The following is a 14,506-nucleotide window of genomic DNA, read 5'->3' on the forward strand; positions in this document are numbered from 1 at the left end:
ATTTTGTTGACATCAATTATATCTGTTTGATAATCTGATGTGCATTACTTGATTGTACTTCGACAAACACTGCAGGATAAATTCATAAAGGATAGAGACATGGAGCTTGGATTCGTCGGTTTGGGAGCTATGGGGCTGCCAATGGTGCAGCGATTGCTGGCAGCAAAGCATTCCGTCGTAGTTTTCGACCTGAATCGCGACGCCGTCGCCACCGCCGTGGCGCAAGGCGCAATTGCAGCCGCATCGCCGCTGGAAGTCGCTTCATTGGTCGAGACGGTATTTGTCAGCCTACCAACTCCAGCAATAGTGCGGAATGTCGTTACCGCCACCGGTGGTCTGATCGACGGTACACGCATCCGGCACTACATCGACCTTTCCACCACCGGCGGTCAGACAGCGAAAGATATGGCAGAACGCCTCGCCGCGCGCGGTATCGCATCTCTCGATGCGCCCGTCAGCGGTGGTACCGAAGGTGCAAAAAACGGCACGCTGGCCATCATGATCTCCGGTGAGGAAGCGTTGTTTGAGTCGCTGCGACCTGTATTCGAAGTGATCGGAAAAAACCTGTTCCACGTTGGCAGAGACATCGGCCAGGCGCAAACCATGAAGCTGATCAACAACCTTTTGGCAGCCACCGCCGTCGCCGCATCCAGTGAAGCTTTGGTCATGGGCGCCAAGGCAGGACTGAGCGCCGAAACCATGCTGAACGTGATTAATGTCAGCAGCGGCCGCAACATGGCGACAGAAAAATATTTCCCTGCTGCGGTGCTGACGCGCCGTTTCGATTTCGGTTTCAAAACCGAGCTCATGTACAAGGACGTTCGTTTGTGCGTCGAAGAAGCCGAAGCGCTGGGCGTGCCAATGTGGATTGCCGGCACCGTCAAACAGGTATGGGGTTTTGCTACCAGTCAGAACGCCGGCAAGGAAGACATGACCGCCATCATCAAATTCACCGAAGGCTGGGCCGGCGTTGAAGTGAAAAGCTGATCCGGCTAATTCGGTTGTTCGGTAAATCCAGGATTCCCGTATCCCCTGTTTGAGATTGTTAACTATTGCCGTTCCGGTCCGACCGAACGCACCTGTCGAAAGAGTAAGCAATGAACATGATGGAACTCCACCCCAATCTCGATCCGGCCAAACTGGCCTTGGAATTGTCCGGTAAGCACCTAATCGACGGCGTATTCTGCGCCGCTGCGAGCGGTCGTAACTTCGATGTCGTCAATCCTGCTACCGGCAAGAAAATTGGCGAAGCCGCTGACGGTAACGTGGAAGACGTCGACCGCGCAGTCAAGGCCGCGGTAACTGCGCAACGCGCTTGGGGCAAGGTCAATGCCCGTGATCGAGGAAAAATCCTTAGCGATGCTGCGCGCAAACTGAGCGATCACGCCGAGGAACTGGCGCTGCTGGTCGCACTGGAATCAGGCAAGGCACTGCGCACAGAATCTCGTCCAGAAGGTAATGCCACTGCCGACGTTTTCAATTTTTTCGCAGGTTTGGCCTCCGAACTCAAAGGAGAGACCGTGCCGCTCAAGAGCACAGCCCTGACCTATACGGTGCGCGAGCCGGTCGGAGTCGTGGCGGCAATCATTCCGTGGAATGCACCGATGCTGCTGATGGCTTTCAAGATCGCCCCTGCGCTGGTGGCCGGCAATGCCGTGGTGGTCAAGTCGGCGGAGGAAACACCGCTGGCCGTACTGCGCGTGATTCAGATCCTCAATGCATTTCTGCCTCCCGGCCTGCTCAGCATTGTCTCCGGCGATGGCCCTGGATGCGGCGGTCCGCTGGTGGCGCATCCGGCAGTACGTAAAGTGACCTTCACGGGTTCAGTCGAAACCGGCAAGATCATCTATCGTGCCGCAGCTGAAAAAATCATCAACGTCACGCTCGAACTGGGCGGCAAGAGCGCCATGATTGTCATGGCCGACGCCGATCTCGAACAGGCTGTCGAAGGTGCCGTGTCCGGCATGCGCTTCACGCGTCAAGGTCAGAGTTGCACGGCGGCCAGCCGCATGTTGGTGCATGCCAGCCTGCACGACGTTTTCGTCGAAAAACTCAAGGCCAGGGTCAATGCGCTGAAGATGGGCGATCCGCTAGATGAAAAGACTGACATCGGAACCGTGATTTCGCGTCCACAATATGCAAAAATTCTGTCCTACATCGCTTCTGGCAAGGCTGAAAAAGGCGCGGTCGCGCACATCTGCGCGGCAATGCCAACTGATTCGAAACTGGCTGAAGGTCTGTTTATCCAGCCCGTCATCTTCACGGGCGTGCCGACGACCAGCCGTCTGATTCGCGAAGAAATTTTCGGACCGGTCACTTGCGTGATTCCATTTTCCGACGTCGAAGAAGCCATCCGTATTGCCAACGACAGCGATTTCGGACTGGCCGCAACGGTATGGACTAAGGATCTCAAGATTGCACTCAATGCGGCCAATACGCTGGAAGCAGGGCTGGTGCAAATCAATCAAAATCAGGTCGCAGGTCCGAATATTTCCTACGGCGGCGTCAAGCTATCGGGTGTCGGCAAAGAATTGTCGCTGGAGTCGATGCTGGAACACTTTACCCACAAGAAGACGGTCATCGTCAATCTGGAGTGAGCGCCGTGGCCAGTTTTCACCGCACCGTTTCGATGAGCGCGCCATGAGCAATGTCGACCAGCAGGATCCAACTGCCGGCTCGTTGCCGGTACTGAGCATCGCAGGCGCACGCGCCGAGATCCGCCTCAACCGGCCGCGCCAACACAATCGCATCGAGCCGTGCGACCTCGCCGTCATCGACGGCTATCTCGACCGACTGGCTCAGGACAAGTCACTGCGGCTGGTCGTACTGACCGGCACTGGTGAGAAAACCTTCAGTTCCGGCTACTCCCTCAACGCGCTCGATGCGAATGCGCCGGGATCGGTGGGTAGACCGGCGATATCGCTAGAAACGGTTATCGACAAACTCGAAGATCTGCCCCAGCCGACCGTGTGTGCGATGAACGGCAGCATCTACGGCGCGGCAACCGATTTCGCACTGGCTTGCGACTTCCGCATCGGCGTTCGCGGCATAAGCATGGTGATGCCGGCGGCGAAGATCGGCATTCACTATTACGCGCAAGGCATGCGCCGCTATGTTGAGCGACTCGGTTTGACGACGGCCAAGCGGCTATTCATGAGCGCAGAAAAGATCGACAGCGATGAAATGCTGCGCATCGGATTTCTCGACGCAGCCGTGGAGCGCGCTGAACTGGCCGCCCGTATCGACGACATGCTGCGCACTTATGAACACCTCGCACCGAATGCCGTGCAAGGCATGAAGAGAGACCTTAATCTGATCGCACGCGGCCGCTTCGATGCCCAGGAAATGAATCGCAGCGGCTTCGAACGCAGTCTACTCTCGGCGGATTTGGCCGAAGGCCTGGCGGCCCATGAGGAAAAACGAGCGCCGAAATTTTCGTTGCCCGATTGACGGACATCCTAACAAACGATGTGCTTCTGCCATTTCCCAATTTTTTCATCGAGCCTATGAGCACTAATATTTTTTCAGTAGTCGAAGCGCGCTGCCGTCACGACGCACCTTTGCTCTACACCGAAGATGGTACCACGATCAGCTATGGAGACATGCTGGCGCTGACCGCGCGTTACGCAAACCTGCTGGCTTCGCTTGGCGTAGTCAAGGGCGACCGCGTCGCGGCGCAGGTCGAAAAATCACCGGAAGCCCTTTTTCTTTACCTGGCTGTGATACGCATGGGCGCGATCTATCTACCTATGAACACGGCGTACCAGTTACCGGAGATGGAGTATTTCTTCAAGGATGCCCAGCCAACTGTGTTCGTGCATGACCCCGCCAATGCGACTGCAAAGCAAGAACTGGCGATGGCGTGCGGGATTCCGCATTGCCTTACGCTGGATGGGGCCGGCTTAGGTTCTCTGAGCGATCAATGCAGGGCGCAGTCCGCCAGCTTTGCAACAGTGGATACGAGCAATGGTGAGGTCGCTGCCATTCTTTACACATCCGGCACGACTGGTCGCCCCAAGGGGGTGATGATCAGTCATGAAAATCTATTGGCCAATGGCGAGGCTCTAGTCAAACTATGGGGTTTTACCGGCGCGGATATCCAACTGCACGCATTACCTCTGTTTCATGCGCATGGACTTTTTCTCTCCACTCACTGTGCATTGCTAAGCGGTAGTAGCATGATTTTTTTAAAGAAATTTGTCGCTGCCAAAGTGGTTGAAATGTTGCCGCGTGCCACGGTGATGATGGGAGTCCCAACATTTTACACGCGCTTGCTCGATACGCCCCAATTTGACTTGGTCGCATGTCATAACGTGCGCTTGTTCGTCAGCGGTTCAGCACCGCTGTTGCCGGAGACTGCATTGTACATGCAGCAACGCACGGGCCATACAGTGCTGGAACGCTACGGTATGACGGAATCGCTGGTTATCACATCCAATCCCTTACACGGCGAACGACGCATCGGATCCGTCGGCCTGCCAATAGAAGGTACAGAACTGCGCCTGGCAGACGAAGCCGTGAACGACAATCGGCCGCTACCGGCTGGCACCGTCGGTGCAATCCAGATTCGTGGCCCGGCTATCATGAAAGGCTACTGGCGTAATCCAGAAAAAACCGCCGAAGAGCTGACCAGCGATGGCTGGTTCAAAACCGGCGATCTGGGCGTGCTGAGCGAAGACGGCTATCTGACCATCGTCGGGCGTTCCAAGGACCTGATCATCTCCGGCGGCTACAACATATATCCGAAAGAGGTGGAGTCGATACTCAATGCCATCCCGGGCGTGGTCGAATCGGCTGTAGTCGGCGTGGCACATCGCGATTTCGGCGAGGCAGTTACTGCTGTGCTGGTATGCAGTGAACCGGTGCCAAGTGCGGACGACATCATGGCCTCGCTAAAGGGACAGCTGGCCAATTACAAGTTACCGAAGAAAATATTTTTTGTCGCAGAATTCCCGCGCAACGCCATGGGTAAAGTGCTCAAGAACGAATTGCGCGCTATTTACGGCAAAGTTTGACGCCAACCACATTCAATGGGGGAATGTCATGAAAGCCATTGTCATCGTGCAGAAAGCCGGGCAGCCTTCCTCACTGGAATACCAAACCGTAGCCGATCCGGTGCTGCAACCGACTGAGTTGCTGGTGTCGGTCAAGGCTGCCGGTATCAACCGGATCGATTTGATGCGCTCGACCTCACATGGGACTGCGTCTGCCGGAGAGCCGCAGATCGCCGGTCTTGAGGTGGCGGGCGAAGTCATCGCTGTGGGTGCTGACGTGCATGGATTCGTCATTGGGGATCGCATCATGGCGATGACGCGCTCCGGCTACGCGGAATTGGCGGCGGTCGATTATCGCGTCGCCATGAAATTGCCGACCTCATTTTCTTATGATGAAGGGGCTGCCATTGCCACGGTCTATCCGACTGCACACGACGCGCTGGTCGTCAATGGCCGGTTCGCTGCAGGCAAGAGCGTGCTAATCCATGGCGTGTCCTCGGCCGTCGGCCTCGCGACGGTGCAGATAGCCAAAGCATTAGGTGCCGGCATCGTCATCGGTACTGCCCGATCGACCGGAAAGGCCGCGATGCTCGCGGGTTTTGGGCTGGAACATTTTGTCGATCTGGACAGTGGCGATCTCACCTCTGAAATCATGCGGCTGACCTCGGGCAAGGGCGTGGATGTCGTGGTGGACATGGTGGGCAGTGGCGTGTTGGCTGCTAATCTGGCCTGCATGGCACTGGGCGGGTATCTCGTTTCGGTGGGGCGTATGGGTGGTACCAAGGACAGTATCGATCTCGACTTGTTGGCGCTGAAACGCCTGTCGCTGATCGGTGTTTCTTTCCGCATGCGTTCGGTGGAAGAGAAAGCCGCACTGTTTGCGCGCTTTCGCGAAGATATCTTTCCATTGTTCGATGCCGGCCTGTTACGCCCGCACATCGAGCGCGTATATCCGCTGGCACAAGCCGAGCAGGCGCAGGCAGACATGGCAAGTAATTGCCATTTCGGAAAACTGATTTTACAGCCTTAGAAAATACGTCTGCCGGCCGCCTGCTACTGATGATTTGCAGGCAGTTGTTTTGCACCCTTAGTTTTTTAGCCCTGAGTTCATCAATCATTCAATGAAGCCAGGAGCAGTTCCGTAATGGTCAATTTTAACGCAGCAAGCTAACCAACCGAGTTAACACAAAGGAGACACAATGAAAACACAACGCTGGCAACATTCATGTCTGACCATCGCTATCGCCGCGCTGTCTACAGCGGCATACGCACAGCAATCCAAGATTTCTGATGAAGTCGTCAAAATCGGTGTCATCACCGATATGTCCGGTAATTATTCTGATTTCGCTGGCCAAGGCGCGGTGACGGCCGTAAAGATGGCGATTGAAGACTTTGGTGGCAAGGTGCTGGGCAAGCCGATCGAACTGATCGTCGCCGACCATCTGAACAAGGCTGACATAGGTGCTGCGAAAGCGCGCGAATGGTTCGATACGCAAAAAGTCGATGTGATCACCGAATTGACGAATTCGTCGGTTGCGCTGGCTGTGGTCAAGCTGGCCAAAGAAAAAAACCGCATTGCCATCGTCAACGGTGCACTGACCGCCAGAATCACCAATGAAGATTGCACGCCCAACAGCATCCATTACGTAGCCGATACCTATGGTCTGGCAAAAGGCACCGGGGAAGCAGTGGTCGCAGAGGGTGGCAATACCTGGTACCTGCTCGCGGCCGATTATGCTTTCGGCGCGCTAATGCAAGAGCAACTGACTCAAGTGGTCACTGCCAGCGGTGGCAAGGTAGTGGGGGCGCTCAAGCATCCGCTGAGCACACCCGATTTCTCGTCGTTCCTGCTGCAGGCGCAGAATTCAGGTGCGAAAGTCATCGGCCTTGCCAATGGAGGCGTCGATCTGGTCAATACGATGAAAACCGCCAATGAATTCGGTATTCCGCAATCTGGCAAGCAGACGCTAATCGGCTTGGCGACGGTGATCACCGACATCCATGGCATGGGACTGAAAACTGCGCAGGGACTTACGCTAACCACGGCCTTCTACTGGGATGCCGATGAGCAAACGCGCAAATTTTCCAAGCGGTATTTTGAGCGCATGAAGAAAATGCCCAATATGATTCATGCCGGAAATTATTCGTCGACGATGCATTATCTGAACGCCGTTAAGGCTGCAGGCACCGATGACGCACAGACCGTGATGGCCAAAATGCGCGAAATGCCGATCAACGACTTTTTCGCTAAAAACGGTCGCATCCGCGAAGACGGTAAGATGGTTCACGATCTTTACCTGATGCAGGTCAAGACACCGGCTGAATCGAAATATCCTTGGGACTACTACAAGCTCAAGGCCGTGATTCCTGCAAGTAGTGTGACGCTGCCGGCCGCGCAAAGCAAGTGTGCGCTGCTGCCGAAGTCGTAGTCGTAGGCATAGTGAGATAAACGTAATGAGAGCCGCCTTCGGGTGGCTTTTTTGATGGCGTCGATATACGACTGGATGTGTAAGGTTTGTTATCGGGTTGTACTGGACGGCGAGAGTTACCGCAGCCTGAAACCGACGCCAGAGAAATTCACGCCACCGGCCGCGAAAGGAAGTAAGGCCGGGGCACCGTGACCGGCGAATCCGGGCGAACGTGACCGGGCATTCCGGTCCATCGTGACCGATTTCGGGCAACTGCCGAAACGCCACCGCCCGCAGTACGCGCCATGCTTTCCGCAGGCTACGGAGTTGCCGGACAAAAAACTGTCCGGCAAGGGCTACCACCCCGGCACCCACCGCCGAACTTCGCCATACGGCCGGCGAAGCCCGCTTCATGGCGCTCTGATCCTCCGCAGCTGCATTACCGCCTTGGCCCGGCAACATGGCGCTGATCCCGCCATACGCGCTAGAAAGCGCGCTCGCGAAATGCACGTAATTACAGCAAAAAGCGCTATTGCAAAAACATCCAAAATCGCGCATCCTTGCGCCCAGTTTGATCCCCTGAAATGGCAGGTAAAAGTGGCGCGATTACGCCGAAAATCGGTGGCGCCTTAATGCCGAAAGTTCACAGCCAATAACGACGGTAAGGGTTGTGCCTTGGAATATCGCTCCTGGAATCGAACATTAGCTGATGACGGCGAGGCTGCCTGAATCGAAACTGGCATGTCACCGTTCGCGGGAATCCTAATCTGACAAAAATCCAAATGACGGATGCGTCTTCAATCGACGCCGCCTGCTTCGAGGCAGCCGAACTGATTTCCCAGGCGGATAGTCTGCTCTTATTACTGCCGGCGCCGGCATCGGCATCGACTCCGGTTTGCCCGATTTCAGGGGCGACAACGGCTTCTGGAAAGCCTACCCGGCGCTGGGCGATCTCGGTATGCGGTTCTACGAAGTGGCCAATCCCAAGGCCTTCGAATCGATGCCTGCCATTGCCTGGGGCTTCTATGGCCACCGTCTCAATCTGTATCGGGACGCTGTTCCGCATGCGGGATTTGCCCGGCTGTTGAACCTGTCCCGGAAAATGCCCAACGGCGCTTTCGTCTTCACCAGCAACGTCGATGGCCAATTCCAGAAGGCGGGTTTCGATCCGGATCGCATCATTGAGTGTCATGGTTCGATCCACCATCTTCAATGCTTCAACGCGTGCGGCCAATCGACCTGGCCGGCGGATGACTTTGTGCCTGTCATTGATATCGCGCATTGCAAATTGCAGTCTGCTTTGCCGACCTGCCCTGCCTGCGGTGGCCTTGCGCGCCCCAACATCATGATGTTCGGCGATTGGGATTGGAATGGGAAAAATGCCGAGCGTCAAAAAACCAGATTCGATGCCTGGATGGCACGGACGGAAAGGCCGATCGTAATCGAAATCGGCGCAGGCACGGCCATACCAACCGTACGCTACTTTGGCGAGGAGGCGGGATGTCCGCTGATCCGCATCAATCCAACCGAATATCAGGTGGGACTGGTGCGAGACATCGCCATTTCTCTGGGTGCCCTGGATGGCATTACCCGTATTACCAAGGTCTTAGAGAACATTGTGCCCATTTTTAGACCAATAATTTAAATGGGCTACATTCGGATTTGTTGTCAACGTTATCTGGGCAGGCGGCGTTTTTCAAGCAGGCATACCGCCTTATTCTGGAGGAATATCGCAATGAAAAAACTTATCCTGGCTGCCGTCAGCCTTTTCTTTACTGCAGGCATTGCTTGTGCTCAAACACCAGCACCTTCATCTCCCGATAAGGCCGCAACGCCGCCCATGGCCAGTTGCGCAAGCAAAGCAGTGGACAAGAACGGCAAGCCACTGGCCGGTGCTGCAAAAGCGTCTTTTATGAAGAAATGCGAAGCAGGCGATAAAGGCGCAGTGGCTGCGAGTTGCGAAACGAAAGCAGTCGACAAGCATGGCAAGCATTTGGCCGGCGCGGCGAAGACGTCGTTCATGAAAAAGTGTGAAGCAGACGCCGGAAAATAATTACGCAAGACAAAGAAGAAAGCCGGCGCAAGCCGGTTTTCTTCTGCCAGGACGGGCTATCTCTACCAATCCAGGGAGAGCAATTGCTGCGCCATCGGCAGCAGGCACAACGATGGAATATCCTCACGCGTCGCCCAGGTATAGCCATCCATCTCCGGTGTCGGCGCACCCGTCTCGCGATGGGAAAAATGGCTGGTACAGACAAGGTGGCCAAGGCATTCCAGATTTTCCGGCGCACGCACCTTGTACAGATGCAGTCTTTTGTGCTTTTGATAGGCGAAGCCACCGATTTCTTCAAATGCGGAATGGGCAAAATCGAGGCCGGTTTCTTCCATTAATTCCCGCTTTGCCGCTTCCAGCGTGGACTCGCCGGATTCTCGCATTCCCTTGGGAATATCCCAGTGACGGGTGCCAGTGACGTGGCAGACAAGTAGCTGTCCGCGCTGATTGAGAATGAGGGTGCCACAGGAAGTTGGCATTTCAATGGGTACTGTGGCATGAGCCAATGCTGTCATGCAAACTCCTTAAAGGGAAAACAAGTGAAATGCTTCGATCGACTCTGCCAGGTCGGTGCGTTTCTCCGACATGGAATTATCTCCTTGGGGTCAACGTGCCATTGCTCACCTTCACGCGTTGCCCGGAGTGCCAGCGGCTGTTCCCGGCTTCGGAAAATGAGCGCACCGAGCCGTTCGTCATTCTGACGCGTACCTGGGTGACCGTAGTCGAATTCATTTTTTTCTCCACCACATTGCCGGCATAGCCGCCGCCGACGGCGCCGGCCACGGTCGCCAGTGCGCGGCCGCTGCCGCCACCAACCTGGTTGCCGAGCAGGCCGCCGATCACGGCGCCTGAAGCAATACCCACTCCACTGCCTTTTTCAGCCGGCTTTTGATGGGTATGGGTTGAGATCACCGTCCCGCAATTGCGGCAAGCTGACTGGGCATGAGGATTTGGTGGCGCTGCCTGTGCGGCAATCGGTGTCCCGACGCTGAGTGTGCCGACGAGCAGCACGGCAGCTGTGGCGCGTGTCAGCAAAGACGGGATGAGGTGCGACAAGTGACCTGTTTTCATGGCAAATTGGGATGGTTTCATGGCAAATCAGAAAGGACGCCTTGGCGTTACATGCAAGCAGATTACGGCTTTTGCTTTGGAGGTGCTAGCCGGCAATGTGTTTCATATGTAAGGTTTTGTAAGGGCGCCTGGGGCGTAAGGAATTTTAAAATTCCCTGGATAAAAATGTGCGCGCGTCAGGGGCGTGGGTATTTCCCATGCCATCGACATGCGCGTATTCTCGGCAGCACATAACATCGGTCCTGCGGAAAAGCGCTAGCGCCCGGCGGCATGAGCCGCGACTGGAATATTGCACGAAAACGTGAAATGGTATTGTTTTGCGTCGGAAATGAGAAAGGGGCCACGTTTTCACGTGGCCCCTTAATGAAGCTTGGCTCCCCGACCTGGACTCGAACCAGGGACCTGCGGATTAACAGTCCGTCGCTCTACCAACTGAGCTATCAGGGAAAGGAGACAAGATTATAGGGGCTATCTACGATCTTGTCAAAGCCTTGCGGCAATTTTGTTGATTACAGCACCTTGGCGATGGCATCGACCACATTGTCGATGTTGCGCGAGTTCAAGGCTGCCACGCAGATACGGCCGGTGTCGACTGCATAGATCGCAAATTCCTCGCGCAGGCGGCCGACCTGGTCCTTGGTCAGGCCGGAATACGAGAACATGCCGCGCTGCTGGATGACGAAGTCGAAATCCTGGCCAGGAGCCTTGGCTTTCAGTTTTTTCACCAGCTCGCCACGCATTTCCTTGATGCGCACGCGCATGCCGGCCAGCTCCTCTTCCCACAGCTTGCGCAGTTCCGGTGTCGACAGCACGGTGGCAACCACCTGGCCGCCATGGATCGGCGGGTTGGAATAGTTGGTGCGCACCACGCGCTTCAGTTGCGACAGCACGCGGGCGGCTTCCTCGGCGCTGGCGGCGACGATGGACAGGGCGCCGACGCGCTCGCCGTACAGCGAGAACGACTTCGAGAACGAATTCGAGACGAACAGCGGGCCGCCGGCGTCGGCGAAGCGGCGCACCACCTTGCCGTCGGCATCGATGCCGTCGCCAAAGCCCTGGTAAGCCATGTCGAGGAAGGGGATCAGGCCGCGCTGGGCAACCACTTCAATGACCTGGGTCCACTGCTCTTCGGTGAGGTCGGCGCCGGTCGGGTTGTGGCAGCAGGCGTGCAGCACGACGATGGCGCCGGCTGGCATGTCCTTCAGGGCGGCCAGCATGCCGCCAAAGTTCACGCCACGGGTGGCGGCATCGTAGTACGGGTAGTTATTGACGACGAAGCCGGCCGATTCGAACAGGGCGCGGTGGTTTTCCCAGGACGGGTCGCTGATCCAGATTTGCGAATCCGGCGAAAAGCGCTTGAGGAAGTCGGCGCCCAGTTTCAATGCGCCGGTGCCGCCGATGGCTTGCGCGGTCACCGCGCGTTTTTCCGTGATGACGGCGCTGTCGGCGCCGAACACCAGTTCCTGCACTGCCTTGTCGTACGCTGCCAGGCCTTCGATCGGCAGGTAGGTGCGCGGCGCCAGCTTTTCCATCAACTGCGCTTCGGCCTTTTTCACGCATTCCAGCAACGGCACCTTGCCGTTGTCGTCGTAATAGACGCCGACACCCAGGTTGGTCTTGCCCGGGTTCTTGTCAGCATTGAATGCCTCGGTAATGCCGAGGATGGGGTCGCGCGGGGCCATTTCAATGGCGCCGAAAAGGGAGGCGGAAAGAGGTGCGGTCATCGTGATAACATGAAAAGTTGGCTGCGTTGGTGATGGTGCAGCAGGGTTGTCCAATCGACAAAGCCACGGGTCTTGAACGGGTTTTGCACTGGATTGCAACCTAATATTCTATCAAAGGTCGAACATTCATGGCTGAATTAACCCAGGTGCCTGCCGGCATCGACGAGTCGCGCATCGTTACTTTCGAAGATTCTCCCTACCAGCTGTACCAGCCGTTCCCGCCGGCCGGCGACCAGCCGGCGGCAATCGACCTGCTGGTGGAAGGCATCAATGATGGCTTGTCGTTCCAGACACTGCTGGGCGTAACCGGCTCCGGCAAGACCTACACCATGGCCAACGTCATCGCCCGCATGGGGCGCCCGGCCATCATCTTCGCCCCCAACAAGACCCTGGCGGCGCAGCTGTACAGCGAATTCCGCGAATTTTTCCCGCGTAACGCCGTCGAGTATTTCGTCAGCTATTACGATTACTACCAGCCGGAAGCCTACGTGCCGCAGCGCGACCTGTTCATCGAGAAGGATTCCTCGATCAACGAGCATATCGAGCAGATGCGCCTGTCGTGCACCAAGTCGCTGATGGAGCGGCGCGACGTGGTGATCGTCGCCACCGTCTCGGCCATCTACGGTATCGGTAACCCCAACGAATACCACCAGATGATCCTGACCCTGCGTTCGAAGGACAAGGTGAGCCAGCGCGACGTCATCGCCCGCCTGATCCAGATGCAGTACAGCCGCAACGAGGTCGATTTTTCCCGCGGCACCTTCCGTGTGCGTGGCGACACCATCGACGTCTTCCCGGCAGAGCATGCCGAGCTGGCGCTGCGCATCGAAACCTTCGACGACGAGATCGACAGCCTGCAGCTGTTCGACCCGCTCACCGGCCGCGTGCGGCAGAAGATCCCGCGTTTCACCGTCTATCCGGGCTCGCACTATGTCACGCCGCGCGCGACCGTCTTGCGTGCCATCGAAACCATCAAGGAAGAATTGCGCGAACGGCTGGAGTTTTTCCGCAAGGAGCACAAGCTGGTGGAAGAGCAGCGCCTCGAGCAGCGCACCCGCTTCGACCTCGAGATGATGACGGAAATCGGCTTCACCAAGGGCATCGAGAACTATTCGCGCCATCTGTCCGGCGCCAAGCCGGGCGATCCGCCGCCGACGCTGGTCGATTACCTGCCGCAGGATGCGCTGATGTTCCTCGACGAGTCGCACGTGCTGCTGGGGCAGCTGAACGGCATGTACAACGGCGACCGCGCGCGCAAGACCAACCTGGTCGATTACGGCTTCCGCCTGCCGTCGGCGCTGGACAACCGGCCGCTGCGCTTCGACGAATTCGAAGGCAAGCTGCGCCAGACCGTGTTTGTCTCGGCGACGCCGGCCGACTATGAAAAGACCCATTCCGGCCAGGTGGTCGAGCAGGTGGTGCGGCCCACCGGCCTGGTCGATCCGCAGATCATCGTGCGTCCGGCCAGCACCCAGGTCGACGACCTGATGTCGGAAATCACCGAGCGCATCAAAAAGAGCGAACGTGTGCTGGTGACCACGCTGACCAAGCGGATGTCCGAGCAATTGACCGAATTTTTGGGTGAGAACGGCATCAAGGTGCGCTACCTGCACAGCGATATCGATACCGTCGAGCGGGTCGAGATCATCCGCGACCTGCGCCTGGGTACCTTCGATGTGCTGGTCGGCATCAACCTGCTGCGCGAAGGACTGGATATCCCCGAAGTGTCGCTGGTGGCGATCCTCGACGCCGACAAGGAAGGCTTTTTGCGCTCGGAGCGCAGCCTGATCCAGACCATCGGCCGCGCCGCCCGCAACCTCAACGGCACCGCGATCCTGTACGGCGACCGCATCACCGATTCGATGCGGCGCGCCATCGACGAGACCGAGCGCCGCCGCGCCAAGCAGGTGGCCTTCAATCTGGCCAACGGCATCACCCCGCGCGGCGTCTCCAAGCAGATCCGCGAGCTGATCGACGGCGTCTACAATCCGCATGAGGCACGCCTGGAGTTGCAGGTGGCGCAGGAGCGCAAGGATTACGAGGCGATGAGCGAAAAGCAGGTCAGCAAGGAGATCAAGCGCCTCGAAAAGCTGATGGTCGAGCATGCCAGGAACCTGGAATTCGAACAGGCGGCGCAGGTGCGCGACCAGTTGCACGCCTTGAAGGAAAGCCTGTTCGGTGCGGCCGGCGCCGACAATGTGGTGTCGCTGACCGGCAAATAGCCAGGTGCCGGCGGCGGCGCACTGCCGCTACAAT

12 protein-coding genes and 1 tRNA gene are annotated in these 14,506 nt (G+C 57.1%); 9 read left to right on the top strand and 4 right to left on the bottom strand.

Features of this window, described 5'->3' with window-relative positions; genetic code table 11:
- Positions 1–99 precede the first annotated feature (99 nt).
- From D3878_RS00165 to D3878_RS00200, 8 genes are all read left to right on the top strand, one after another.
- Positions 100–987, top strand: a complete 888-nt coding sequence (locus D3878_RS00165; protein ID WP_119783633.1) for an NAD(P)-dependent oxidoreductase — start codon at positions 100–102, stop codon at positions 985–987.
- Positions 988–1,103: 116 nt separating this feature from the next.
- Positions 1,104–2,597, top strand: coding sequence for an aldehyde dehydrogenase family protein (locus D3878_RS00170; protein ID WP_233556180.1), 1,494 nt, complete (start codon positions 1,104–1,106; stop codon positions 2,595–2,597).
- A gap of 43 nt (positions 2,598–2,640) precedes the next feature.
- Entirely contained in the window at positions 2,641–3,450 is an 810-nt protein-coding gene (locus D3878_RS00175; RefSeq protein ID WP_119783634.1) for an enoyl-CoA hydratase/isomerase family protein, read from the top strand.
- Positions 3,451–3,506: 56 nt separating this feature from the next.
- On the top strand, positions 3,507–5,015 hold the full coding sequence (locus D3878_RS00180; protein WP_119787617.1) for an AMP-binding protein: 1,509 nt from the start codon (positions 3,507–3,509) through the stop codon (positions 5,013–5,015).
- A 28-nt stretch (positions 5,016–5,043) separates the two neighbouring features.
- Entirely contained in the window at positions 5,044–6,024 is a 981-nt protein-coding gene (locus D3878_RS00185; RefSeq protein ID WP_119783635.1) for a zinc-binding dehydrogenase, read from the top strand.
- Between the two features lie 169 nt (positions 6,025–6,193).
- Complete coding sequence (locus tag D3878_RS00190) at positions 6,194–7,423, top strand: ABC transporter substrate-binding protein (protein WP_119783636.1); 1,230 nt, start codon at positions 6,194–6,196, stop codon at positions 7,421–7,423.
- Between the two features lie 874 nt (positions 7,424–8,297).
- Positions 8,298–9,047: an SIR2 family NAD-dependent protein deacylase gene (locus D3878_RS00195; protein ID WP_338016797.1), complete on the top strand. Its 750-nt coding sequence runs from the start codon at positions 8,298–8,300 to the stop codon at positions 9,045–9,047.
- 90 nt (positions 9,048–9,137) lie between these two features.
- On the top strand, positions 9,138–9,455 hold the full coding sequence (locus D3878_RS00200) for a hypothetical protein (protein ID WP_119783637.1): 318 nt from the start codon (positions 9,138–9,140) through the stop codon (positions 9,453–9,455).
- A gap of 62 nt (positions 9,456–9,517) precedes the next feature.
- Here D3878_RS00200 and D3878_RS00205 read toward each other — a convergent pair whose 3' ends face one another.
- The 4 genes from D3878_RS00205 to D3878_RS00220 form a co-directional block, all read right to left on the bottom strand.
- Positions 9,518–9,970 (bottom strand): NUDIX hydrolase, encoded by a 453-nt coding sequence (locus D3878_RS00205; protein ID WP_119783638.1) that lies wholly within the window; start codon positions 9,968–9,970, stop codon positions 9,518–9,520.
- A gap of 76 nt (positions 9,971–10,046) precedes the next feature.
- A complete protein-coding gene (locus tag D3878_RS00210) occupies positions 10,047–10,547 on the bottom strand; it encodes an outer membrane lipoprotein (RefSeq protein WP_119783639.1) in 501 nt (166 codons plus the stop codon).
- Positions 10,548–10,897: 350 nt separating this feature from the next.
- Positions 10,898–10,973 (bottom strand) — tRNA-Asn (locus tag D3878_RS00215).
- A gap of 62 nt (positions 10,974–11,035) precedes the next feature.
- The gene (locus D3878_RS00220; RefSeq protein ID WP_119783640.1) at positions 11,036–12,250 is read right to left on the bottom strand and encodes an amino acid aminotransferase; all 1,215 of its coding nucleotides are present in this window, start codon (positions 12,248–12,250) and stop codon (positions 11,036–11,038) included.
- Positions 12,251–12,378: 128 nt separating this feature from the next.
- Here D3878_RS00220 and uvrB point away from each other — a divergent pair, with 128 nt between their 5' ends.
- The gene (gene uvrB, locus D3878_RS00225) at positions 12,379–14,472 is read left to right on the top strand and encodes an excinuclease ABC subunit UvrB (protein ID WP_119783641.1); all 2,094 of its coding nucleotides are present in this window, start codon (positions 12,379–12,381) and stop codon (positions 14,470–14,472) included.
- Positions 14,473–14,506 lie beyond the last annotated feature (34 nt).

The organism is Noviherbaspirillum sedimenti (assembly GCF_003590835.1).
GTDB lineage: Bacteria > Pseudomonadota > Gammaproteobacteria > Burkholderiales > Burkholderiaceae_D > Paucimonas > Paucimonas sedimenti.